Here is a 22,783-nt window from a genome sequence, read left to right on the forward strand (position 1 = left end):
AGGACGCACCATGCCCCCATTTCTGCAGACCACTCTGGCCAAGGCCACGGACTTCTGGACCAACAAATCCCTGGCCCAGCGCATCCTCCTCGGAGGGCTGCTGGCCTCGCTCATCGTCACGTTCTTCGGCATGATCTTCTGGATGAACAGAACCGACTACAAGGTCCTCTACAGCCAGCTCTACCAGGAAGACGCCGCCAGCGTGGTCAGCTACCTGCAGAAGGAGAAGATCCCCTACCAGATCTCCGAAGGCGGGACGGCCATATTGGTGCCCGCGGACCAGGTCTACGAGGCCCGGCTCAAGCTGGCCGGCGAAGGCTCCCTGCACGGCCAGGGCGTGGGCTTCGAGCTCTTCGACGAGAACAACATCGGCCAGACCAACTTCGTGCAGGGCATCAACTACCAGCGCGCCCTGCAGGGCGAACTGTCGCGCACCATCTCGGAGCTGGCCGAAGTCGACAACGCCCGAGTGCATCTCGTGCTGCCGAGCAAGAGCCTCTTCGTCGAGGAGCAGGCCCCGCCGTCGGCAGCCATCATGCTCAAGCTCAAAGGCGGCCGCTCCCTTTCGTCCCAGCAGGTCCAGGCCATCGTCAACCTGGTGTCCACCAGCGTCGAAGGCATGACGGCCGAACACATCACCCTGGCCGACAGCCGGGGCAAGGTCCTGTACGAGCCCAAGTCCGACACGGACATGACGGGCATGACGTCCACGCAGCTCGAATACCAGACGGGCCTGCAGCGCAGCCTCGAACAACGCATCGAGCAGCTTCTGGTGCCCATCGTCGGCCCCGGCCGGGTCATCGCCCGGGTCAACGCCGACCTGGACTTCAACCGCACGACCATCCGCAAGGAAATTTTCGACCCCAAGTCCGCCGTGGTCCGCAGCGAGGTCAAGAGCGAGGAGGAGAGCCGCGGCTCGGCCAATGTCGCCGGCGGCACGCCCGACCCCAACTACCAGGGTGAGAACGACCGGACGGCCTCGGGCACGGCCCAGTCCAGCACCCGCACCTCCGCCACGACCAATTTCGATATCAACCGCGAGGAGCAGCAGATCGTCTCGCAGGTCGGCAGCATCAAGCGCCTGAGCGTGGCCGTTCTGGTTGACGGGAAGTACACGCAGCAGCAGGATGGGACCTTCGCCTTCGAGGCCCTCCCCGCCGACCAGCTAGCCCAGCTGCGCCAGCTGACCCAGCGGGCGGTGGGCTTCGACGACCAGCGCGGCGACGCCATCGAGGTGTCATCAATCTCCTTCGGCGAGCCGGCAGGAGCCGAGCAGGCCCCGCTGCTGGACGTGGCCTCCAGGTACTTCCAGCTCCTGGGCAAGCCGCTTCTGAACACGCTGGTCATCCTGCTCTTCCTGCTCTTCGTGGCCCGTCCCGTGGTCCTGGCCCTCATCCGGCCCAAGGTCACGGAGCCCACCACGGTGCAGGAGGCCCAGGAACTCGGCGCGGCCCAGGAGCTCATGGCCCTGACCGAAGGCATGACCGAAGAGGACCTGGCCGCGGTGGACGCGGTCAAGCGCATCGAGAACGCCAAGCATCTGGCGCAGCAGCTGGTGGATCAGAACATGGACCAGGCGGTCATGATCATGCGCCAGTGGCTGACCCAGGGAGAAGCATAAATGGCTGCACCAGTCGGCAAGCTCACGGGCCCCCAGAAAACGGCCGTCCTCATCCTGGCCCTTGGCGACGCCTTCGCCTCGGAAGTTTTCAAGAAATTCGACCGCGCCGAGATCACGGCCGTGTCCCGGGCCATGGCCAAGCTCGACTCCGTGGGCAAGGAACAGGCCGAAGAAGTGCTGCGGGAATTCAACCAGGCCATGACCATCGGCAAGGAGATGCTCTACGGCGGCCCCGAACAGGTGCGCAAGATGATCTCCTCCAACCTGGACTCCGACACTGCCCGTTACATCCTGGACGAACTCGATTTCGACTCGGGCCCGGTTCCCTTCAAGGAACTCGGCAACGTCAGCCCCAAGATCCTGGCCCAGATCCTGCGCAACGAGCACCCGCAGACCCTGGCCCTCATCCTGGGCCACCTGCCGCCCGAAAGCGCCGGCAACCTGCTGCAGAACATGGGCCCGGGCGTACGGGCCGAGGTGCTCATCCGCCTGGCCAAACTGGAGGCCGTGGCCGAGGAGATGCTCGTCGAGGTGGACCGCGTGCTGCAGAGCCAGCTCATCGCCATCGGCGGCAAGGAAGGCCGCAAGGTGGGCGGTGTGAGCTCCGTGGCCGAGATTCTGAACGCCATCGACCGCGCCACCGAAGAGGAGATCATGGCCGACATCGAAGAGGAGAGCGCGCAGCTGGCCGAAGAGATCAAGCAGCTCATGTTCGTCTTCGAGGACATCATGAAGATCGACGATCGCGGCATCCGCGAAATTCTGAAGGAAATCAGCAACGAGGACCTGACCATGTCCCTGAAGACGGCTCCCGAGGAACTGCGCGAGAAGTTCTTCAAGAACCTGTCCGAACGCGCCGGCAACATGATCCGCGAGGACTTGGAGATCATGGGCCCGGTCAAGCTCTCGGAAGTCGAGTCCGCGCAGCAGAACATCGTCAAGCAGGTGCGCCGCCTGGAGGCCGAGGGCCGCATCGTCATCGCCGGCAGCGGAGGCGAAGTCCTTGTCTGAGCACCCTCCCCTCACCGGAAGGCTCATCCGCGGCATGCGCCACGGCGATTTCAGCGTCATGAACCGCCCCGCGTCCGCAACCTGGAACGACGAAACAGAGGCCAGATACATGGAACAGGTACGGGAACGCGCGCAGCAGATGGCCAGGGAGATTCTGGCCCAGGCGCTGGCGGAGGCCGAGCAGATCCGGCGCCAGGCCAGGGACGAGGGGCTGGCGGACGCCCGGAACGAAGTCAAGGCACTCGCCGAGGCCGAGGCCGCCAAGGTTTCGGGTTTCCTCGGCCAATTGAAGGCCGCGCTGACCGCCGAAAAGGAACGTGTCTACGCCGAACACCGGCAGTCCCTTTTCCGGGTCCTGCAGCTGGCCTTCGAGAAAACTCTCGGCGTCATGCTCGACGAGGAGCGTGAACGCGTGCTGAACGCCCTGTTCGAGGAGGCCATCGCTCAGCTGCAGACCACGGGCTGCATCACGGTCCACGTCTGCCCGGCTGACCTGGATCTGGCCAGAAGCCTCGTCGAGAAGACCCGGGAGCAGCGTCCCGATCTGCCCGAACTGCGTGTCTGCCAGTGCGCGGACCTCGAACTCGGCGGCGTGCGCGTCGAGAGCGGAGACGGCCTGGTGGACAACTCCGTGACCAGCCGCTTCGAGCAGGTCAGGGCCATCCTCGAAGGGTTCAAGGACAATTCATGACGGCCGACCTGGACGGCACGCTGCAGCTCCTCTCCGGCCTGCAGCCAGCCCAGGCCTACGGCAAGGTGACCAAGGTCGTGGGCCTGGTGGCGGAAGGCCGCGGCATCAAGGCCCCCCTGGGCTCCGTGTGCCAGCTGCTGCCCGGCGACCCGAACCGGCCGGTCATCAACGCCGAGGTCGTGGGCTTCCGCGACGACGTCATGCTGCTCATGCCCTACGGCGAGATGCGCGGCATCCGGCCCGGCAGCCTCATCCGCAACACGAGCACACCGCCACATTTCCCCGTGGGCCAGCGCTATCTCGGCCACGCCGTCGACGCCTTCGGTGCAAGCCTCGACCCCGGCGTGACCCTCCACCCGGCCCGCCACTATCCCCTGCACGCCGACCCGCCCAACCCGCTGACCCGCCCGCGCATCACCGACCCCCTGGACGTGGGCGTGCGCGCCATCAACGGGCTGCTGACCCTAGGCAAGGGCCAACGCGTGGGCATCATGGCCGGCTCGGGCGTGGGCAAGAGCACGCTCATGGGCATGTTCGCGCGCTACACGTCGGCCGACGTCAACGTCATCGGGCTCATCGGCGAACGCGGCCGCGAGGTGGTGGATTTCATCGAGAAGGATCTGGGGCCCGAAGGGCTGGCGCGGTCGGTCCTGGTTGTGGCCACCTCGGACCAGGGCCCGCTGGTGCGCATGCGCGCGGCCTACGCGGCCACGGCCATGGCCGAGTTCTTCCGCGACCAGGGCAAGGACGTGCTCTTCATGATGGACTCGGTCACGCGCTTCGCCATGGCCGCGCGCGAGGTGGGCCTGGCCGCGGGCGAGCCGCCGACCACGCGGGGCTACACGCCGACGGTCTTTTCCCACCTGCCGCGATTGCTCGAGCGGGCCGGCAGGTCGGCCAAGGGCAGCATCACCGGCATCTACACCGTGCTGGTCGAGGGCGACGACTTCAACGAGCCAGTGGCCGACGCCGTGCGGTCCATCCTGGACGGGCACATCGTCCTGACCCGCGACCTTGCGGACCAGGGCCACTACCCGTCCATCGACGTCCTCAAGAGCGTCAGCCGCCTGGCCTCAGACGTGACCCCCGGCCCCGTGATCGCCGCCGGGCGCAAGCTCATCCGGCATCTGTCAACCTTCCGGCGCGTCGAGGACATGGTCAACATCGGCGCCTACGCCCAGGGCACCAACGCCGAGATCGACCAGGCCCTGGAGATGATCTCGCCCATCAGAAACTACCTTCAGCAGAACATCGAAGAGCGATCCACCCTGGAACAGTCCTTCGACGCCCTGCAGAAGCTCACGGGGCAACCCGTCCACAAGTCCGTCAGGCCACGCGCCTAATCGATGGAACCTCCGGCCACACGCAGCACCTCCTCGTAGGTCGTCACCCCGCGGACGACGCGCTCCATGCCGTCGTCCATGAGGGAGCGCACGCCCTTCCTGCGCACCAGCGACCGCAGGTCCGCCAGGTCCACGTTGCGGCGGATGGCCTCCTTGACCTCCGTGTCGTAGGGCAGGATCTCGAAGATGCCCGTGCGCCCGTAATAGCCCGTCTGGCGGCAGTGATCGCAGCCGCGCCCCTTCCACAGCATCTGGTCCTTGGCGATGTAGCCCGCCAGCCCCAGGGCCGTGATCTCGTCGTAGTCCGGCTTGAATTGCGCCTTGCAGTTCGGGCAGATGTTGCGCACCAGGCGCTGGGCCATGCAGCCGATGACGGCGGCGTTGATGAGGTAGGCGTCCAGGCCCAGGTCCAGCAGGCGGGTAAGGGCGGAACTGGCGTCGTTGGTGTGCAGGGTCGAGAAGACGATGTGCCCGGTCAGGGCGGCCTGCACGGCCTGCTCCGCCGTCTCCAGGTCGCGCATCTCGCCGATCATGACGATGTCGGGGTCCTGGCGCAGGATGTGGCGCAGCATCTGCCCGAAGGTCACGCCTATGCGCGACTGGATGCCGATCTGGTTGAAGTCGTCCACCACCATTTCGATGGGGTCTTCGAGAGTGACCACGTTGACCTGCGGGTTGGCCAGGACCTTCAGGGTCGAGTAGAGCGTCGTGGACTTGCCGCTGCCCGTGGGGCCCGTGACCAGGATGAGGCCGTAGGTGTGGCGCAGGAAGCGACTGAAGGTCTCGAACTGCTCGGGCAGCATGCCCAGCTCCTGCAGGTTCTTGAGGGTGCTGTCGCTGGAGAGCAGGCGCATGACCATCTTCTCGCCAAAGGCCACGGGCACCGTCGAGACGCGCACGTCCGTGGGCACCCCGCCCAGCACCAGCTGCACGCGCCCGTCCTGGGGCCGGCGCTTTTCGGATATGTCCAGGCGGCTCATGCCCTTGAGTCGGTTGATCATGGCCAGGTGCACGGTCATGGGCAGGCGGTGCAGGTCGTGCAGAATGCCGTCGATGCGGAAGCGGACCAATGCGTGGTCGCGCTTGGGCTCGACGTGGATGTCGCTGGCCCGCTCGCGCAGGGCCGATCGCAGCAGGTAGTCCACGGCCTTGATGATGTGCCGCTGGGAGTCCGGGTCCGACTTGTCGGACACCTTGACCCGCGCCTCCAGGTTGCCGATCTCGTTGGAGGACATGAACTCGATCTCGGCGGCCTGGATGGCCGTGCGGAACTGGTAATAGTCGTCGATGAGGCGGTTGATGTCCTGGCGGGTGGAGAGGAAGACTTTGTAAGGCAGGTCGCTGACCCGCTCCATGTCGTGCCACAGCTCGGGACGGAAGGGGTTGAAGACCGCAAGTTCCAGTTCCCCGTCGCGGATCATGATCGGGACCAGGGTGTTCATGCGCGCGAAGCTTTCGGAGATGGTCCTGGTGGTCACCTCCAGGTCCAGGTCGAAGGGGTCCACGCGCCTGAACTCCAGCCCCTCGCGGCGCGCCACGGCCTTGAGGATGACGTCCTCGGTGATGCGCATCTCGGGCCCGCCGGGTTCCTTGGGCGCCTTGCGGATGTTGAAGCGGATGAGGCTGTCTATGCCCTCGCCGCAGTCCAGGTCGATGTCGTTCCTGCGCGCGTGCTCGGTGATGATCTCCGCCTGGGCCGCGCTTATTTCCCCTTCGCTCGTCAGGGTCTCCAACAGATACCGCAGGGAATAGGTGATCCGCTTATTCTTCACGCCGCTCTGCATGGCTCCCCCCCGCGTTCATGGCCATAATTCTGTCGATGATGCCCGTGGTCGAATGGCCCGGAAGCAGCGGGATGGACAGCACCCTGCCGCCGCGCTCCTCGACCAGGTCACGGCCGACGATGCGGTCCACGCTCCAGTCGCCGCCCTTGACCAGAATGTCCGGGGCCACGGCCCTGATCAGCTCGTACGGGGTATCTTCCTCGAAAATCACAACGTGGTCGACGCAGGCCAGGGCCGACAGGACCATGGCCCGACTCGCCTCGTCGTTGACGGGCCGGGTCGGCCCCTTGAGGCGGCGCACCGAGGCGTCGCTGTTCAGGCCGACCACGAGGCGTTCGCCCAAATCCCGCGCGCGCTGGAGGTAGTCCACATGGCCGGGGTGCAGGATGTCGAAGCAACCGTTGGTGAAGACCACCCCGCCCCTGCCGGCGAGCCTGTGCGCCTCGTGGCGCCCTAAAATCTTGTTCCTGGTGTCGTGCATGGGTTCATGGGGTTTGACGTGAGCAAGGCCGTGCCGTACATGACGCGGAAAATTCCGCCGGGTAACGCGATGTCCAAAAGCTGGCTTCAGACCAAACACGATTCCTTTGTCCGTGACGTGCTGCGCGATTTCTGCCAAATCGCCAGCGCCATGGAAACACATTTTTCCGAATTCGACGCCAGCGGGTCCGTCAGCTTCCATTTCTTCGACGACATCCTCGGCCGGCAGAACAGCAAGGGCCCTCTGTGGCGCCTCAAGGACACGTCCCACCTGCTGTTCCGCAACGAAGAGCCGTCGCACCTGTCGGTCCTTGGCGAATACCTGGACTGGGCTCTGGGCTACATCTTCCACGAGTGCATCAAGCTCAAGGAGGACGCCTACCAGCAGATGAACTACAAACCGCGCTTCAAGCAGCTGCAGCGCAGCACGTCCCTGACGCCGGAGGAGCAGCACATCGGCTCCGAACTCTACGCCGTCATCAGGCAGACGTCCGAAAGCATCGAGCGGGAGGTGCGCCGCGTGCGCTTCATCCTCTTCCACTGCAAGCGCATGTTCATCCTATATCTTCCCATGCACCGTGAAAACCCCTTGCTGGCGCGTTTTCTGTACGCCCAGAACGACCTTGTGCGCAGCGTGTTCAAAGGGTACGCAGACGAATTGATAGAGGCCGTCTACCGCGACGGCGTGCACCGCATGTACGAACTGGCCGCCCAGTCCCTGGAGGAGGGCGGCTGGCTCGACGAAGCGTCCAAGGCGCGGGCCGCCGCGGCCAAGGAACCGCGGCCGGAAAAAAAGCTTGAAATCGCCGCCGGCGATGCTAGGTTTTCGAACACTGGCTCGTGATATTTCCAAACTTTAACGAACGTGAAGGATGCCACCATGCGTTACCTGAAATGTCTCGTCCTCGCCCTGCTGCTCGCCTCGTGGGGCTGCGCCGGATCGGATCTCATGGGCTCCGGTTCCGAGGACCCGGCAGCGCCCAAAGTGCAGCAAAGCTTCTTCTATGATTACAACGACATACGCGTCCCGGAAGAGATGGAGATCCAGACCGACAAGTCCTCCATCACCCCGACGGCCGACGGCAAGTTCGGCACGATGAAGTTCAAGGGTTGGGCCGAACCCATTTCCCTCTTCGACTTCTTCTTCCACAACATGCCCAAGGACGGTTGGACCATGGTCACCTACCAGAAGTACCAGCGCTTTTTCCTGGTCTTCACCAAGGACAACCGGGTCTGCATGATCAACATCGAGGAGACGCCCCTCTGGTACACCTGGCTCGAAATCAAGGTCAGCCCGAAGGTCGGCAACACGTACTCCCCGGCCTATTCCACCGGCGGCCAGCCCATGGACACCTATCCCTCCTCGGGGGCCACGGGCGCGCCCGCGGAAGGTGAGAGGACCCTCAGCCAGTGATCCCGGCCCACTATCTCTTCGACACGTTTCACGGGAAACGCGTCCATCTCGGAGTCACGGGCTCCATCGCAGCCTACAAGGCCCTGGACCTGACCAGGGCCTTTCTTCGTCTGAACATCCAGGTCGGCGCGACCCTGACTGAGTCCGCCCGCCGGTTCGTCACGGACCTGTCCTTCGGGGCCCTGGGCGCAGACCCCCTGTTCACGGACATGTTCGCCGCCGGGATGAACTATGACCATCTCGAACCAGCCGTGGCCGACGCGTTCGTCGTGGCCCCGGCAACGGCCAACACGCTGGCCAGGATGGCGAACGGACTGGCCGACGACCTGCTCAGCTGCCAGCTTCTGGCCTACCCCGGCCCCGTACTCGTGGCGCCGGCCATGAATCCCCGCATGTGGTCCGCTCCGGCCACCAGACACAACTGGGAGGTCTTGGGACAGCGAGGTGTCGTCCGTATCGAACCGGATTGCGGCAGCGTGGCCTGCGGCGACACCGGCCAGGGCCGGCTGGCGCCCCTGGAGGAAATTTTCATCCGCACCCTGGCCGCCCTCTCGCCCCAGGACATGCGCGGCAAGAAGGTCATGCTGACCCTGGGGCCCACGCGTGAATATTTCGACCGCGTCCGCTTCTGGTCCAACCCGTCCACCGGGACCATGGGTGCCTGCCTGGCCATCGCCGCGGCCCTGCGCGGCGCTGAAGTCACGGCCGTGACCGGCCCCGTGGATCTGCCCCTGCCGGCCATGATCCGCCGCATCCCCGTGGTCTCGGCCCGGGAGATGTTCGAGGCGGCACGCGACGTGTTCCCGTCCCAGGACATCGGCTGCTTCACGGCTGCCGTGGCTGACTTCCGGCCGCCGGCCTGCGAGTTGGGCAAGTTCAAGAAAGGCGGCGCGCCCCTGGCCCTGACCTTCGAACCCAACCCCGACATCCTGGCCACCCTGAGCGGTCGCAAGAAACCCGGACAGGTGACCGTCGGCTTCGCGGCCGAGGCCCAGGACCTGGAACGCAACGCCGCCGGCAAGCTTGAGCGTAAGAACCTCGACCTCATCGTGGCCAACCCCGTGGACGAGGCCGGGGCCGGCTTCGCCACGCCGACCAACCGCGTGCTCGTCATGGACCGCCACGGCAGGCGGGAATCCTGGCCGCAGTTGCCCAAGACCGAAATCGCCTGGAGGATCTGGGATTGGATCTCGATGAATACGCCCTGACCGAAGCCCAGCGCACGCTGAAGCGTCTCGGCATCACCCACCTCTGGCGCCAAAAAGATTCTGCTCTGCAAGAACCCGCCCCGGCTGTTGCAAACACCGTGGCCACGGCACTGGACACCGTTCCCCTACCTGCCTCTCCGCGCAGGCCAGCCCAAAAACCGAGCCAAACCGAGGAGCCTGTGCCGCCGCTTCTGCGCTCCCTGTTTCACGGGAAACAATCGCCCGTCCGCACGCTGTGGACCTACGCTGGCCTGTTTGCCGACATGCAGCAGCCCACCCCGCCCCCGCGCCTGGACATGTTCAGGAAAATCCAGGCCAGCGTCCGCTCGCACCTAGGCTGGCCGGAGAACGACATCTGCGCGTGGCCCCTCGATGTCGCGCCAGAACTCTTTGCCCAGGGCATGCGGTTTTTCGTTCCACGCATCATCATCTGCTTCGGACCGGCGTCGCCCGTTTCAGGAGATCCGAACTCCGGCAACGCCGTTGCCGTGTTTGGCAGCTCCGAACTTCGGCTGCTGCCGAACCTCGAAGACATGGCCGCTGGCGACAAGCAGCTCAAAAACGACGCCTGGCAGATTCTGCAGGGTATCCGCAGCTGAATTTCCCTCCCGTCTGTCCGTTCCACCTGCCTCATTTTTCACGCACACAATTCCGTATTGCTCAGAAATGCTCGTTGCGCTAGGTGAACTCCATTGTCACGTTTCACATGGAGCACCGCATGAAAATTCTCATCACGGGCGCCGCGGGGTTCATCGGCTTTCACCTCGCCAAGCGTTTCGCCGCCGCCGGAGCGGACGTCTACGGCATCGATAATCTCAACGATTACTACTCGGTAGCGCTGAAGAAAGACCGCTTGCGCCAGCTCGAAACAGAGCAGAATTTCCGTTTCGAACCCATTGACCTGGCCGACGGCGAATCCCTGAACGAACTTTTCAAGGCCTTCGGGTTCACCCACGTCGTCAACCTGGCGGCTCAGGCCGGGGTGCGCTACTCGCTCATCAACCCGAAATCCTACATAAACTCCAACATCGTCGGCTTCGCCAACCTGCTGGAGTGCTGCCGCCACAACGGCGTGGAGCACCTGGTCTACGCCTCGTCAAGTTCCGTCTACGGGCTGAACACGCACATGCCCTTCTCGGTTCACGACAACGTCGACCACCCCGTCAGCCTCTACGCCGCCAGCAAGAAGTCCAACGAACTCATGGCCCACACCTACAGTTACCTCTACAAACTGCCGACCACGGGCCTGCGATTCTTCACGGTCTACGGGCCGTGGGGACGGCCCGACATGGCGCTGTACCTCTTCACCAAGGCCATATGCGACGGCAAGCCCATCAACGTCTTCAACCACGGCAAGATGCGCCGGGACTTCACCTACATCGACGACATCGTCGAAGGGGTGTTCCGCGTCGTGCACCGCATCCCCGAACCCAACCCCGGGTGGGACGGCAACGCACCGGACCCGTCCTCCTCGCCCGCCCCTTACAGGCTCTACAATATCGGCAACAACAACACCGTCGAGCTGGAGCGATTCATCACCGTCCTGGAGGACGCCCTCAGCCGCAAGGCCGTGCGCAACTACATGGACCTGCAGCCCGGTGACGTGCCGGCCACGTACGCCAATGTCGACGACCTGATCCGCGACGTCGGATTCAAGCCGTCCACGACCATTGAAAAAGGAATTTCGAGGTTTATCGACTGGTACAAGGACTATTACCGCAACTAGTTTCCCGTGAAACAACTGGACCGGGAGGACGAACCTTTGGCGCAGACAATCGTTTTGGCGAATCAGAAAGGCGGCGTGGGCAAGACGACGACCACCGTGAACCTGGCGGCCTCGCTGGCGGCCATGGAGCGGCGGGTGCTGGTCATCGACTGCGACCCCCAGGCCAACGCGTCGAGCGGGCTTGGGGTCGACGTGAGCGGCGTCCGAAGTTCCGTGTATCAGGCCCTTTTCGACCCCCGATCGGCCTCACGGGCCATTGTCGGGTCGGACATGGACTTTTTGAAGATCATGCCTTCGACGCCGGACCTTGTGGGCGCCGAACTCGAACTGAGCGGGGAGCGCGACCGGGAGTTCATGCTGCGCGCCGTCGTGCAGGGCCTGGAAAAGGACTTCGACTACATCCTCATCGACTGCCCGCCCTCCCTGGGCCTCATCACGATCAACGCCCTGTGCGCTGCCCGGTGGCTGCTCGTGCCACTGCAATGCGAATACTACGCCATGGAGGGCATCGCGCAGCTCATGAAGACGTACGGATTGGTCAAGGAACGGCTCAACCCGAAGCTGGAAATCCTGGGGATTCTGCTGACCATGTTCGACAAACGCAACAAGCTCTCCTTCATGGTCGAACGCGAGGTGCGCGACCATTTCGGAGAGCTTGTCTTCAGCACGTCCATACCGCGGAACGTACGCCTGTCGGAGGCCCCGAGCCATGGCCTGCCGGCCATCCTCTACGACATCCGCTCCCTGGGCACCCAGTCGTACATTTCCCTGGCCCAGGAGATCATCGAGTGCCCTAGGCTTCAGCCGCAGGTACAGGACGCGTGAGGCGCGCAGGTGACCGTGACCTTGTCCTTGAAGTGGCGCTTGGTGATGCGGGAACCGCACCCGGCGCACTTGAAGGCCAGCAGGCCGCCCATGTTGGCCGCTGCCAGGGTGAACTTGCGCGGCTCGTCGGCCTGCCAGTCCTCGGTCGAGGCGCCGCAGGTTTCGCAGGCCACGTCCGTGGGGAGGTCGTAGCGGAGGTCCCAGTGTTTGACCAGAAGGTCATAGTCGGCCATGGGCTCGACCAAGGGTTTCTCCGCAGGGCAAAGCTTGTCGAGGACGGCGAGGACATGCTTGCCGACATGCTGCCACATCTCCTCTTCCAGAAAGACGCCCTGGGACTGCCCCTTGGCGTCGACGACATATCTGATGGCCGTTTCCTTGTTCACATGGGCTCCTGAGGTTGAAGTTACGAACAGCTTTTCTCTAAATACGAAACGCCCGGGGTCAACGACCCTGGCGCAAACATCCGCGGGTGGATTATGACTCTCAAGAAACGCGGGCTCGGACGCGGGCTTGATGTACTCATCAAGAGCCGCAATGTCGAACCCGAACATGAAGCCGAAATCGTGAATCTGAACATGGAGGCCCTGAGCCCCAACGTTCACCAGCCCCGCCACCACTTCGACCAAGCGGCGCTCGAGGAGCTAGCAGCGTCCATCAAGGCCCAGGGCCTCATCCAGCCCATACTGGTGCGGCCTCTGGCCGAAGGCGGGAGATACGAGATCGTGGCCGGAGAGCGCCGCTGGCGCGCCTGCCAGATGGCCGGCCTCAGGAGCATCGACTGCATCGTCCGCACCATGGACGACTACGAGAGCATGGCCATAGCGCTCATCGAGAACCTCCAGCGCGAGGATCTCAACCCCATGGAGGAAGCCCGGGCCCTGGGACAGATCAAGGAGCATTTCGAGATCACCCAGGAGGAGTTGGCGGACAAGGTCGGCAAGAGCCGCCCTGCCGTGACCAACAGCCTGCGCCTCCTGCGTCTGCCGCAGACCGTGCAGACCATGCTGGAGGACGCGACGCTGTCGGCCGGACACGCCCGCGCCCTCCTCGGTCTGACCGAGGAAAAGGACATGGAGGACGTGGCCGCCATCATCGTCGCCAAGGGGCTCAACGTCCGGGCGACGGAAGAGATGATCAAGAAGTTCAAGCAAAAGAAAGGTCGGGGCGCCAACGCTGGAACACGCAGAAAACCGGTTGCCGAGGATATAGCCAAGGTCCTGTCGGGGCTGAACAAACGTTTCTCCATCAAGCATTCCGGGTCATTAAAGAAAGGCAAGATCATCCTGTCCTATGCCAGCAGCGAGGAGCGAGAACGGATCGCCGCCTTGCTCGAACGCATGGCCGAGGAGGAACACGCATGAACCTGGCCTTCAACGCGTCCCGCATGATCGGCTCCCGCGTGCTGATCATCGGCGACATCATGCTCGACCAGTACCAGAAAGGGGTTGTCGAACGCATCTCGCCCGAAGCGCCAGTGCCCATCGTCAAAGTCACGGACCAGAGCTTCAAGATCGGTGGCGCGGGCAACGTGGCGCAGAACGTCGCCACCCTGGGCGGCAAGCCGACCCTCATCAGCCTGTGCGGCGAGGACGCCTACGGCCGGAATCTGAGCGAAATCTGCACGGAACTCGGGGTGGAATGCCGCCTGATCACGTCTCAGTTCCGAGAGACGACCCTCAAGACGCGCATCATCGCCGCCCACCAACAGATGCTGCGTGTGGACCGGGAAACGGACAGGCCCCTGGACAGCCTCGAATTTTCGAAACTGACCGAGGCCGTGGACGCCAGGATCGACGAATTCGATACCGTCATTCTCTCAGACTACGGCAAGGGCGTCATCTCGGAAAAATTTCTGAACTGGTTCCACGGGCGAAAGAAACCGGGACAGAAAGTCATTCTCGACCCCAAGACATGCAACTTCCCGCACTACTCCGGTCTGTACAGCATGACGCCCAACACCAAGGAAGCGTCGGAAGGGGCCGAAATGCCCATCACGTCCCGCGAAGATATCATCGAGGCCGGGAAAAAAATCATCCGTGAACGACGCCTGCAGACCCTGGTCATCACCCTTGGCGCAGACGGCATGGCCGTGTTCCTGCCCGGAGCGGGCGTCTTCCACCTGCCGACCATGGCCAAGAAGGTCTTCGACGTGACGGGTGCCGGCGACACGGTCATCGCCGCCATCGCCCTGGGGCTCAGCTCCGGTCTCGATCTGCTGAGCGCAAGCATCCTGGCCAACTGCGCCGCAGGGTTGGTCGTGGGACAGGTGGGGGCCGTAGGCGTGAGCCAGGAGGAGCTGACCGAGGCACTCGGCGCCTGGACTTCGGTCCACCACGAAAAATGGTGCGACCTCGCGGCCGCACCACCATCGGAATAAAAACCATCCGGGGGGTTACAGGCTGCACGCTCCGCCGCAGCATGGCCCCCCCAGGCCCGTGTAGGCAGTCAGTATCCTTCGCTCCTTGAGCAGACGTTCCTCGCCGAAAGGAGGACATGGGTGCTCCCCGGCCAAGGGCGCTAAATCCCACCACAAGGGTATGGCGTGAAAACCCGAGGCAATGGCGTCGCCAGTTCTGGACTCGACGAGAACAAGTTCCATGGAATCCGTCACGGCGACAAGAGGAAACGGGGCAGGAAGATGGATGCGGGCCGCAGCCACGCTTTCGCGAACGAAGGTGCCGACCTCGCCAGGACAGAAGAAAAGGGCCAGCAAAGGCTCTCCGGCGGGACCGAAAACCGCGAGGTCGACAACAGCCGACTGTCTCTCGCCGCCGACTTCGTAAACAAGCTCATATTTGGGCAGGACACTCTCACGCGGGTATTTCCTGTCTTCGACCAGCATGCGCGCCAAGGCCTGACGCAGGTCCTCGTAGGTCGTGTCCATGATTTCCCTGCCCGTGAGGTAGTCCGTGATGACACGGTTCAGGCTGACTTCATGCATGAGTACCTCCGGTGTTTCATGTCACAACATAAGCCTTACGGCTCGACACGCAAGCCATCGCGGCGGGTACGCGTTGACCCGTTGCCAAGCGTGGGGTAGTAACGCCGCAAACCTCTGGAAGGTAGTCATGCAGGACCTGTTCTTCCTCAAATGCGTCGACCACATCCACGGCGGCCTGGCCAACGGGCTGACGCGTTTTTCTGGTCCGAGCCGGGCGGCGATCGTGTATGCCATGCGCAAGGACGGTCCTGTGCACGTCTACGATCCGCACGACCTGCTGCGGGGCCACGAGCCGCGGCTGCGGGAGCTGTATCTCAAGGACGGGTTCTGGAAGCAGTGCACGAGAGCCGAGACGCGTGAGGAAGCAGTGCACTGCAGGAGCCTCGACCTGACCGGTCTGGTCTCCTACGGCGGCAACTACCGCAACATTTTCCACCAGATGTGGTTCACGGAGCAGCACCCGGACATGTGCTCGACCGGGCCCACGCAGTGCTGGCTGGAATACGCCTGCAGACTGCTGTCCCAGGACCTCGGCACGCGCAGCATCCTGGACCTGGAGACATCAAGCTACGTCCTGCAGGACTTCGCCACACACGCCGTGCGCGACCACCTCGTCGACATCCGCAACCTGAGCGTCGGTCCGGACACCGGACTTCGCATCTACCCCCTCCTCGAAGCGATCCTGAGCATCTCCAAAACCCAGGAAGAAGGGAAATGGCCCCACGGGGACCTCATCTTCGTGGAGCCAAGCCACATCGACCGGGTGCACTACCTGGCCACCTTCGGGGAATTCGAGCGGCCGGCCATGAAGGACATCAAACACATCAGAAAGCTGCTGCAGTCTGTGGAAGGGAACCGGCACAAACTGGTCAGCGACGGGCAGCAGATCGTCGGCATCGGCACCGGCCGCATGCCCGACTTTTCCGTGATGGCGGAATTCAGGGGCCGACACGGCTTCATCCGCCTGCAAGACGAGACGGTGTGCAGCTTCGCCGACGGCAGCTACCACTCCTCCACCCGCAAGGCCAACCTGGTGCAATTGGAAGAAGCGCTGCTGGAATTGAACCTCGATTCGAACAAGACGTACTCCATCATGAAGGTCGTCGGCGTGCTGGTCAGCAGCGCCCAGGAAAGAAAACACGGCTGCGCGCTGGTCCTGGACTACGGAAGCCCCCTGGCCAGCATTTCCGGGCAGCACCTGGAATCTCCCCTGGATTTGAAGCGGCACATGGACCTGGAGCTGGCCACGGCGCTGGCCAAGGTCGACGGCGCCCTGCACATCGACATGATGTACCTGAAGCTGAACGCCTTCGCCACGCTTCTCGACGGCCGGGCCGTGGCCGGGGAGAACAGGTCCCGCGGCGCGCGATTCAACTCGGCCCTCAGGTTCACGGCCGACCACGATCAGGTCATCGTGGTGGTGGTCAGCTCCGACCGCCCCATCTCCGTCATCCAGCACGGAACGGAACTCAAGGCCGCCTGCGATTGGGTGCCCAGGTATCAATGCCTCTCCGCCCCCCCCACTCTCGAAAAGTGGATCGAGGACGCCGTCTCCTGAAACCGGCGTTTCACGCGTACAGACTGCAGATCAGCAGGCGCAGGGAGCGCGCCAGAGCTTCGCATTCAACGGATGGAATCTTCTCACCGCCTTCGCGGATGTGCAGGATGTCCATGGCCTTGTCCTTCTGCGTGGCGATTTTGGCGAAAATGAGATCGATACCGAGCCGGTAGAGGGAAAGGGACACCGTGGCCAGCAATCCGGGTACGTCCGGTGCCTGGATGGAAAGGACTGTGTGGAAGTCCGAAGCGTCGTTGTCGAAGTCGACGCGCACCAGTTCCGGGTCCAGGGCGAAGACCTTCTTCAGGCGCTGCGGGACCTGCACGGGCAGCCGGTCGAGTTCGGTTTCGTCGCGAAAGAGCCGCTCGAGGGTTGAACGGCAGGCCTGCACGGTTTCGTCGGCATAAAGTGGATCAAGGGGCTCCGTGACCCAAAAAACGTCGACGACGGTCCTGTCGTCCCAGACGCAGAGCTCGGCCGCCAGGACGGACAAGCCGTGCCGGGACAAGGCGGAACAGACGCGGGCGAAAAGTCCGGGCCTGTCCGTGGAGACGAGGGTCAGGCGCAGGGATTTCGTGCTGGTCTTGTGCTCCCAGGCGAATTGGAACGGCGGGGCATCCTGGCGCCGGGCGAAACTGCGGACAAGTTCAATATGCTCGACGATGCGCCGGGGACTTGTCTGCATCAGATAGCGCGGAGGCATGAGGCCGAGATAGCGCTCGAACTCGGCAACGGAGAAGTGCCCCGGCCGCTGGGCTCGCAGGGAATCGCGAAGGCGGCTCAGCCGGTGGACGCGGTTGTCCTCGGACAGGAAACCGTATTCGAGTACGCGGCAGGTCTTGAAATACGTTTCGCGCAGCAGGTTCTCGATCCAGGGAGTCCAGGCCTTGGGTCCCGTGGCCATGGAGTCGGCCCAGGTCAGCAGGGTCAGCAGGCGCAGGCGCCGCACGTCGCCGAGTTTGGCGGCCAAGCCGTGAATGACGGACTCCTCGCCCAGGTCGCGCCGCGTTGCCGTGTGCACGAGCAGCAGATGGTGTTCGACGAGAAAGGCGCACTCTGCGGCAAATGCGGCGTCAAAGCCGAGGCGGGGCAGGATGATGCGGGTCATTTCAGCGCCCTTGCGGGCGTGGTCGTCGTCTCCCTTGGCGATGTCGTGGAGCAGGGCCGCCCAGCGCAGGCAGGGATCATCGCTCAGGTCGGCCAGATCGTCGCCGAGGAATTCGTGCCCGGCGTCGAAAGATGCGAGCTGCCTGACTGTTTCGACCAGATGCGGCCCGGCCGGCAGCTTGTGGTATGCGTCGAACTGGACGAGATTTTCGATGCCGCCGAACTCGGGCAGAAAGCTGCGCAGAAAACCGACTTCAAGCATCTGTTCCAACGCACTGGCTGCGGTCGCTCCGCACAGGATTTCCCCAAAGCGTCCGGCAATGACCCGTGGCCAGCCGGTATCGGGAGCCAGCTCGGCCAGGCGTTCCTGAATGATGCGCCGGGTCTGCCAGCCGATGGGCACGCCCGTCTGGGCACTGTGCCGAAAGAGTTCCAGGATGTTGGCCGGATCGGCCACCAGTACGGAAAAATCGAGCCCAACGTCCCCACCTGCAACAGCGCTTCCGGCGCACAGTGCTTGGGCCTTGCCCAGACAGAGGCGGCAGAGCAGGCTGATTTCGGACATGGCCCTGTGCAGGTCCGACAGGAAACGCTCGACCGCGCACCTGCCGCTGCTCGGGCCATAGCCGAGGGCGCTGGCCAATTCGGGTTGAATCTCCAGGTGCAAGGTGTCGTTCTTGCGCCGGGACAGGCGATGCAGGGCGCTCCTGACACGCGAGAGAAAAACGGCGTCCTGAGCAAGCGCACGAATTTCGGACTCCGACAGAAAGGGCGGATGCTCCCCGTTGCCGCGCCAGACAGCATCAAGCCAGTGCATGGTCTGCAGATCCCGTTGCCCTCCCCTGCCCTCTTTGAGATTCGGGGACAGGAGTTGGGAGGTGTCGCCGAAGCGCTGGTGACGCTCCTCGTGCCGCCCGGACAGCCAGTGGACCAGCGCGGGGCGAACCGGCCGAACCAGGTCGCGCAGCACTCGCCGCTGGAACCGCTCGAAATCCTCCGCAACGCCGTAAAGCAGCCGCGCGTCAAGAAGGGAACAGAGCACCTCGTAGTCCGACCCGGCCAGGGAGATGGTTTCGGACACGGTCCTGATGCCATGCCCCACGTCAAAGCCGCTGTCCCAAAGGGGAAGGAATATGGCGGAGGCCAGGGCTTCGGAATCCGCCGCGCCTGGCCCCTTTTCATGGGCTTCAGGCAGGCAGACGAGCACGTCTATGTCCGAAAAGGGATAGAGTTCCCCGCGACCATACCCCCCGACAGCGAGGAGCAAGAAGGGGCCGGCGTCGGGCGCGTTAGTCTCGCAGACCCCGTGAATCCAGGCGTCGACCTGAAGGGAAAACCACGCAGGGGAATGCGTATGGTCTGCTTCCCCTGCGCGGTAGGCATCGCGGGCCTGTCGCAATGATTCGATGGTCATGGGGTGAAGGAGCGGGAGGTCGTCCCGCCCCTGCGGCTAGAGGGCCGAAGCGCCGGACTCGCCGGTGCGGATGCGGATGGCGTTGTCGATAGTCGAGACGAAGATCTTGCCGTCGCCGATCTTGCCGGTCTTGGCCGCGGTCTGGATGACGTCGAGGGCCTGGTCGAGGATCTCGTCGTCGATGACGATCTCGATCTTGACCTTGGACACGAAGTCGACCTGATACTCGGCTCCGCGGTACACTTCCTTGTGGCCGCGCTGGCGGCCGAAGCCTTTGACCTCCGTCACGGTCATGCCCTGGATGCCCATGCCCGTCAGGGCTTCCTTGATCTCGTCAAGCTTGTACGGCCTGGTGATTATTTCCACTCGTTTCATGATTCCTCCAAAAGGTTGCCCGTTAGGCCTGATAGGCGGATTCGCTGTGCAGAGCCACGTCCAGACCGGCTTCTTCCTCTTCCTCGGTCACGCGCAGCGGCGTGATGGCGCTGACAATTTTCAGCAGAGCATAGGTCACGGTGAAAGAAAAGGCCAAGGTCGCCACCACGGACACGAACTGAATCCAGAGCTGGCCGGGGTTGCCGTAGAAAAGGCCGTCTGCGCCGGCGGCGTTGACCGCCTTGGTGGCGAAGAGGCCCGTGGCCAGTGCGCCCCAGATGCCGCCGATGCCGTGAATGCCAACCACGTCGAGACTGTCGTCGAACCCGAAGCGGGATTTGAGGCTCACGCCAAAGTAGCAGAAGATGCCCGCGCCAAGGCCGATGAGCACCGAGGGGATGACGCCGACAAAACCGGCCGCCGGGGTGATGGCCACCAAACCGGCCACGGCGCCAGAGGCCGCGCCCAGGGTCGTGGGCTTGCCGTGAAGCTTCCACTCCACGAAGAGCCAGGCCAGCATGGCCGTGGCCGCCGCCATGTGCGTGGTCACGAAGGCGCTGCCAGCCAGCTCGTTGGCGGCCAGGGCGCTGCCGGCGTTGAAGCCGAACCAGCCGAACCACAGCAGGGCCGTGCCAATCATGGTCATGGGCAGATTGTGCGGCAGGAAGGAGCGCTTGCCCCAGCCCTTGCGCTTGCCGATGACCAGGGCCGCGGCCAGGGCGGCGCTGGCGGAACTCATGTGCACGACGGCCCCGCCGGCGAAGTCCAGGGCGCCCATCTTGAACATCCAGCCCCCGCCCCAGACCCAGTGGCACAGCGGGGCGTACACGAACGTGCACCACAGGACGATGAAGATGAGGAAGGCCGAGAAGCGCATGCGCTCGGCAAAGGCGCCGGTGATGAGCGCCGGCGTGATGATGGCGAACATGCACTGGAAGATCATGAAGACCATGTGCGGCAGGTTGGTGGCGATGGACTCGTGAGGCTGCATGCCCACGCCGGACAGGGCCAGGAAGTCCAGCCCGCCGATGAGTCCGTTCAGGTCAGTGCCGAAGGACAGGGAATAGCCCCAGAACATCCAGACCAGGGAAATGACGCCGATGGCTGCGAAACTCTGCATCATGGTGCCAAGGGCGTTCTTGGAACGGGTCATGCCCGCATAGAACAGGGCCAGCCCGGGGGTCATGAACATGACCAAGGCGGCGCAGACAATTATAAAAGCGGTATCGGTCGGATTCACAAAGCACCTCCATTTTTGTCGATGCTAAGCAAGGCCGATGCCAACGAAAAAACATATTCAATTACAGCATGATGCCATTGCTCGGGCTGACCGCGGCCATACGAGAAGATACAATTTCGTGCAGCAATACACCGCAAATTTCCTTTTTTGCAAAAAAACTTCCCGGATACGGCACCAAGAAATGTAATAATACACATTTTCGTAGCCTGGCCCGAACTCAAAATTCATCAATTGCCATTTCACGCGGGCAGAACACGGAGCGACAACCGCCAACACGAAACAGGACGCCACGAAATCGTGAAATACCGAAGGGACGAGCCGGAAAGCCATAAGAAAACGAAGAAAGGACAAGCCAGAAGCGAACAATTATGTAATACAAAAATGATAATTTTATAAGTCTCTGATATTATGTAAATATTTAATCTACACGAAAAAGAAGCGTCCACAAATTACGCAAAAATAAGCCGTTAGCGACATATTAAACATTATTGTAAATTATGGCTAAATAAACAGGCGATTTCATCAAGAAAAATAACAAATACCGCAGACAAAGCCGAGTCAGTATAAAAAATAATCATAAAAACAGCAGGTTGGGAAACTGGCATCCTCCGTGCTTTGCGTGGGTATCAACACTCACCACCACGGAGGACATCATGTACGCGGCAACCAGACAAACATCGACCCTGCTCAGACCAAAAGTCTGGGCTCTGACCCTACTCCTGGCAACCATTACCCCGACCCTGGCGTTCGCCGAAGGGGAGGCCCTGTCCCAGTCCAACGCGAACCTGCTGTGGACTCTGGTGGCGGCCATCCTGGTCATGTTCATGCAGGCCGGATTCGCGCTGGTGGAGATGGGCTTCGCACGCGCCAAGAACGCCGGCAACATCCTGATGAAGAACCTGCTCGACTTCGCGGCCGGGCAGCCCGCCTTCTTCCTGCTGGGTTTTGGACTGATGTTCGGGCAGGACATCGGCGGCTTCATCGGATCGAGCGGATTCATCCTGGCCGGCAACGACCCGACCAGCGACGCGGGGATGTGGAACCTGACCTTCTGGTTTTTCCAGTCCGTGTTCGCGGCCACATCGGCAACCATCATCTCCGGCGGCATCGCCGAGCGCACGAAATTTTCAGCCTACATCATCGTCAGCGTCGTGGTCTCGGCCGTCATCTACCCCATCTCCGGGCACTGGGCCTGGGGCTCCCTGTGGGGCGCGGGGGAACTCGGCAAGGGCTGGCTTGAAACCATGGGCTTCATCGACTTCGCCGGCTCCACCGTGGTCCACTCGGTTGGCGGCTGGATGGCCCTGGCAGGAGCCATGGTCCTAGGCCCGCGCATCGGCAAGTACTCCCCCGACGGCAAGGCCAAGGCCATCCCAGGCCACAACATCCCCATGGCCGGCCTGGGCGTGTTCATCCTCTGGTTCGGCTGGTTCGGCTTCAACCCCGGCAGCACCACGGCCGTCAATGGCGCCATCGGCTACATCGCGGTCAACACCAGCCTGGCCGGCTGTATGGGCACTCTTGGCGCCATGATCTACGCCTGGATCAAGCACGGCAAGCCTGACACCTCCATGGCCTTGAACGGCGCCCTGGCCGGGCTGGTGGCCATCACCGCCGGCTGCTACGAAGTCTCCCCCGTCGGCTCGCTGGTCATCGGCTTCCTGGCTGGCATCCTGGTCGTCGTGTCCCTGGAATTCATCGACCAGGTCCTGAAGATCGACGACCCGGTCGGCGCATCGTCCGTGCACGGCGTGTGCGGCATGTTCGGCACGATCATGGTCGGCTTCTTCGCGGCCCCCGGCTACGGCTCAAGCATCGGCCTGCTCTACGGCGGCGGCACGGACCTCATCGTCACCCAGATCATCGGCGCGGCGGCGGTCTTCGCCTGGGCGTTCGGCGCAGGCCTGATCCTCTTCTACCTCCTGAAAGTGACCATCGGCATCCGCGTCACGCAGGAAGAGGAACTCAAAGGCCTGGATATCACCGAACACGGCATGGAATCCTACAACGGCTTCCAGATCTTCACCAACGAATAAGGGAGA

The 22,783-nt window shown here is 63.1% G+C and carries 21 protein-coding genes; 14 read left to right on the plus strand and 7 right to left on the minus strand.

Going from position 1 to position 22,783, the window contains the following annotated elements:
* Nucleotides 1-10: 10 nt before the first annotated feature.
* From fliF to G394_RS0102200, 4 genes are read left to right on the plus strand one after another with little or no spacing between them, the layout of a single operon-like run.
* A complete protein-coding gene (fliF, locus tag G394_RS0102185; RefSeq protein WP_028576248.1) occupies nucleotides 11-1,621 on the plus strand; it encodes a flagellar basal-body MS-ring/collar protein FliF in 1,611 nt (536 codons plus the stop codon).
* Nucleotides 1,622-2,632: a flagellar motor switch protein FliG gene (gene fliG / locus G394_RS0102190; RefSeq protein ID WP_028576249.1), complete on the plus strand. Its 1,011-nt coding sequence runs from the start codon at nucleotides 1,622-1,624 to the stop codon at nucleotides 2,630-2,632.
* Nucleotides 2,625-3,323, plus strand: coding sequence for a FliH/SctL family protein (locus G394_RS0102195; protein WP_156902383.1), 699 nt, complete (start codon nucleotides 2,625-2,627; stop codon nucleotides 3,321-3,323). The genes fliG and G394_RS0102195 overlap by 8 nt, the downstream gene beginning before the upstream one ends.
* Nucleotides 3,320-4,666, plus strand: a complete 1,347-nt coding sequence (locus tag G394_RS0102200) for a FliI/YscN family ATPase (protein ID WP_028576251.1) — start codon at nucleotides 3,320-3,322, stop codon at nucleotides 4,664-4,666. The genes G394_RS0102195 and G394_RS0102200 overlap by 4 nt, the downstream gene beginning before the upstream one ends.
* On the opposite strand, the gene G394_RS0102205 is transcribed toward G394_RS0102200, so the two are convergent.
* Nucleotides 4,663-6,438, minus strand: a complete 1,776-nt coding sequence (locus G394_RS0102205; RefSeq protein ID WP_245578244.1) for a GspE/PulE family protein — start codon at nucleotides 6,436-6,438, stop codon at nucleotides 4,663-4,665. The two genes, G394_RS0102200 and G394_RS0102205, sit on opposite strands and share 4 nt — an antisense overlap.
* Nucleotides 6,428-6,931 (minus strand): D-glycero-beta-D-manno-heptose 1-phosphate adenylyltransferase, encoded by a 504-nt coding sequence (gene rfaE2, locus G394_RS17605; RefSeq protein ID WP_043774505.1) that lies wholly within the window; start codon nucleotides 6,929-6,931, stop codon nucleotides 6,428-6,430. The genes G394_RS0102205 and rfaE2 overlap by 11 nt, the downstream gene beginning before the upstream one ends.
* Before the next feature lie 69 nt (nucleotides 6,932-7,000).
* Between rfaE2 and G394_RS17610 the strand changes: the two genes are divergently transcribed.
* The 6 genes from G394_RS17610 to G394_RS0102240 all read left to right on the plus strand — a co-directional run bounded on the left by G394_RS17610 (nucleotide 7,001) and on the right by G394_RS0102240 (nucleotide 12,103).
* Complete coding sequence (locus tag G394_RS17610) at nucleotides 7,001-7,774, plus strand: hypothetical protein (protein WP_211226208.1); 774 nt, start codon at nucleotides 7,001-7,003, stop codon at nucleotides 7,772-7,774.
* 36 nt (nucleotides 7,775-7,810) lie between these two features.
* Nucleotides 7,811-8,344 (plus strand): hypothetical protein, encoded by a 534-nt coding sequence (locus G394_RS0102220; protein ID WP_028576253.1) that lies wholly within the window; start codon nucleotides 7,811-7,813, stop codon nucleotides 8,342-8,344.
* Entirely contained in the window at nucleotides 8,341-9,552 is a 1,212-nt protein-coding gene (gene coaBC / locus G394_RS0102225; RefSeq protein WP_028576254.1) for a bifunctional phosphopantothenoylcysteine decarboxylase/phosphopantothenate--cysteine ligase CoaBC, read from the plus strand. The genes G394_RS0102220 and coaBC overlap by 4 nt, the downstream gene beginning before the upstream one ends.
* A complete protein-coding gene (locus G394_RS0102230) occupies nucleotides 9,528-10,151 on the plus strand; it encodes a hypothetical protein (protein WP_156902385.1) in 624 nt (207 codons plus the stop codon). The genes coaBC and G394_RS0102230 overlap by 25 nt, the downstream gene beginning before the upstream one ends.
* Nucleotides 10,152-10,270: 119 nt before the next feature.
* Entirely contained in the window at nucleotides 10,271-11,278 is a 1,008-nt protein-coding gene (locus G394_RS0102235) for an NAD-dependent epimerase (RefSeq protein ID WP_028576256.1), read from the plus strand.
* A gap of 36 nt (nucleotides 11,279-11,314) precedes the next feature.
* Nucleotides 11,315-12,103: a ParA family protein gene (locus G394_RS0102240; RefSeq protein ID WP_028576257.1), complete on the plus strand. Its 789-nt coding sequence runs from the start codon at nucleotides 11,315-11,317 to the stop codon at nucleotides 12,101-12,103.
* Here the strand turns inward: G394_RS0102240 and G394_RS0102245 are convergent.
* Entirely contained in the window at nucleotides 12,079-12,489 is a 411-nt protein-coding gene (locus tag G394_RS0102245; RefSeq protein ID WP_028576258.1) for a hypothetical protein, read from the minus strand. The genes G394_RS0102240 and G394_RS0102245 overlap by 25 nt on opposite strands.
* Before the next feature lie 93 nt (nucleotides 12,490-12,582).
* Here G394_RS0102245 and G394_RS0102250 point away from each other — a divergent pair, with 93 nt between their 5' ends.
* Both G394_RS0102250 and G394_RS17615 read left to right on the plus strand, forming a co-directional pair.
* Entirely contained in the window at nucleotides 12,583-13,467 is an 885-nt protein-coding gene (locus G394_RS0102250) for a ParB/RepB/Spo0J family partition protein (RefSeq protein WP_028576259.1), read from the plus strand.
* Entirely contained in the window at nucleotides 13,464-14,483 is a 1,020-nt protein-coding gene (locus G394_RS17615) for a bifunctional heptose 7-phosphate kinase/heptose 1-phosphate adenyltransferase (protein WP_084435224.1), read from the plus strand. The genes G394_RS0102250 and G394_RS17615 overlap by 4 nt, the downstream gene beginning before the upstream one ends.
* 15 nt (nucleotides 14,484-14,498) lie before the next feature.
* Here the strand turns inward: G394_RS17615 and G394_RS0102260 are convergent, their stop codons facing one another.
* Complete coding sequence (locus G394_RS0102260) at nucleotides 14,499-15,047, minus strand: type I restriction enzyme HsdR N-terminal domain-containing protein (RefSeq protein ID WP_028576260.1); 549 nt, start codon at nucleotides 15,045-15,047, stop codon at nucleotides 14,499-14,501.
* 127 nt (nucleotides 15,048-15,174) lie between these two features.
* Here G394_RS0102260 and G394_RS0102265 point away from each other — a divergent pair, with 127 nt between their 5' ends.
* A complete protein-coding gene (locus G394_RS0102265; protein ID WP_028576261.1) occupies nucleotides 15,175-16,605 on the plus strand; it encodes a DNA integrity scanning protein DisA nucleotide-binding domain protein in 1,431 nt (476 codons plus the stop codon).
* Between the two features lie 10 nt (nucleotides 16,606-16,615).
* Here the strand turns inward: G394_RS0102265 and G394_RS0102270 are convergent, their stop codons facing one another.
* The 3 genes from G394_RS0102270 to G394_RS0102280 form a co-directional block, all read right to left on the minus strand.
* Nucleotides 16,616-18,919: a [protein-PII] uridylyltransferase family protein gene (locus G394_RS0102270; RefSeq protein ID WP_028576262.1), complete on the minus strand. Its 2,304-nt coding sequence runs from the start codon at nucleotides 18,917-18,919 to the stop codon at nucleotides 16,616-16,618.
* A gap of 243 nt (nucleotides 18,920-19,162) precedes the next feature.
* Entirely contained in the window at nucleotides 19,163-19,501 is a 339-nt protein-coding gene (locus G394_RS0102275) for a P-II family nitrogen regulator (RefSeq protein WP_028576263.1), read from the minus strand.
* A 22-nt stretch (nucleotides 19,502-19,523) separates the two neighbouring features.
* A complete protein-coding gene (locus tag G394_RS0102280; RefSeq protein WP_028576264.1) occupies nucleotides 19,524-20,741 on the minus strand; it encodes an ammonium transporter in 1,218 nt (405 codons plus the stop codon).
* 653 nt (nucleotides 20,742-21,394) lie between these two features.
* Between G394_RS0102280 and G394_RS0102285 the strand changes: the two genes are divergently transcribed.
* Nucleotides 21,395-22,777, plus strand: coding sequence for an ammonium transporter (locus G394_RS0102285; protein WP_043774509.1), 1,383 nt, complete (start codon nucleotides 21,395-21,397; stop codon nucleotides 22,775-22,777).
* Nucleotides 22,778-22,783 lie beyond the last annotated feature (6 nt).

This window comes from Desulfomicrobium escambiense DSM 10707 (assembly GCF_000428825.1).
Taxonomy (GTDB): Bacteria; Desulfobacterota; Desulfovibrionia; order Desulfovibrionales; family Desulfomicrobiaceae; genus Desulfomicrobium; species Desulfomicrobium escambiense.

Excerpts from the sequence above, each read along its gene's own strand:
- G394_RS17615 (WP_084435224.1), top strand. The coding sequence starts at position 13,464 with ATGAACCTGGCCTTCAACGCGTCCCGCATGATCGGCTCCCGCGTGCTG.
- G394_RS17610 (WP_211226208.1), top strand. The coding sequence starts at position 7,001 with ATGTCCAAAAGCTGGCTTCAGACCAAACACGATTCCTTTGTCCGTGAC.
- G394_RS0102220 (WP_028576253.1), top strand. The coding sequence starts at position 7,811 with ATGCGTTACCTGAAATGTCTCGTCCTCGCCCTGCTGCTCGCCTCGTGG.
- G394_RS0102275 (WP_028576263.1), bottom strand. The coding sequence starts at position 19,501 with ATGAAACGAGTGGAAATAATCACCAGGCCGTACAAGCTTGACGAGATC.
- G394_RS0102250 (WP_028576259.1), top strand. The coding sequence starts at position 12,583 with ATGACTCTCAAGAAACGCGGGCTCGGACGCGGGCTTGATGTACTCATC.
- G394_RS0102285 (WP_043774509.1), top strand. The coding sequence starts at position 21,395 with ATGTACGCGGCAACCAGACAAACATCGACCCTGCTCAGACCAAAAGTC.
- G394_RS0102235 (WP_028576256.1), top strand. The coding sequence starts at position 10,271 with ATGAAAATTCTCATCACGGGCGCCGCGGGGTTCATCGGCTTTCACCTC.
- G394_RS0102260 (WP_028576260.1), bottom strand. The coding sequence starts at position 15,047 with ATGCATGAAGTCAGCCTGAACCGTGTCATCACGGACTACCTCACGGGC.
- fliF (WP_028576248.1), top strand. The coding sequence starts at position 11 with ATGCCCCCATTTCTGCAGACCACTCTGGCCAAGGCCACGGACTTCTGG.
- G394_RS0102265 (WP_028576261.1), top strand. The coding sequence starts at position 15,175 with ATGCAGGACCTGTTCTTCCTCAAATGCGTCGACCACATCCACGGCGGC.
- rfaE2 (WP_043774505.1), bottom strand. The coding sequence starts at position 6,931 with ATGCACGACACCAGGAACAAGATTTTAGGGCGCCACGAGGCGCACAGG.
- fliG (WP_028576249.1), top strand. The coding sequence starts at position 1,622 with ATGGCTGCACCAGTCGGCAAGCTCACGGGCCCCCAGAAAACGGCCGTC.
- G394_RS0102200 (WP_028576251.1), top strand. The coding sequence starts at position 3,320 with ATGACGGCCGACCTGGACGGCACGCTGCAGCTCCTCTCCGGCCTGCAG.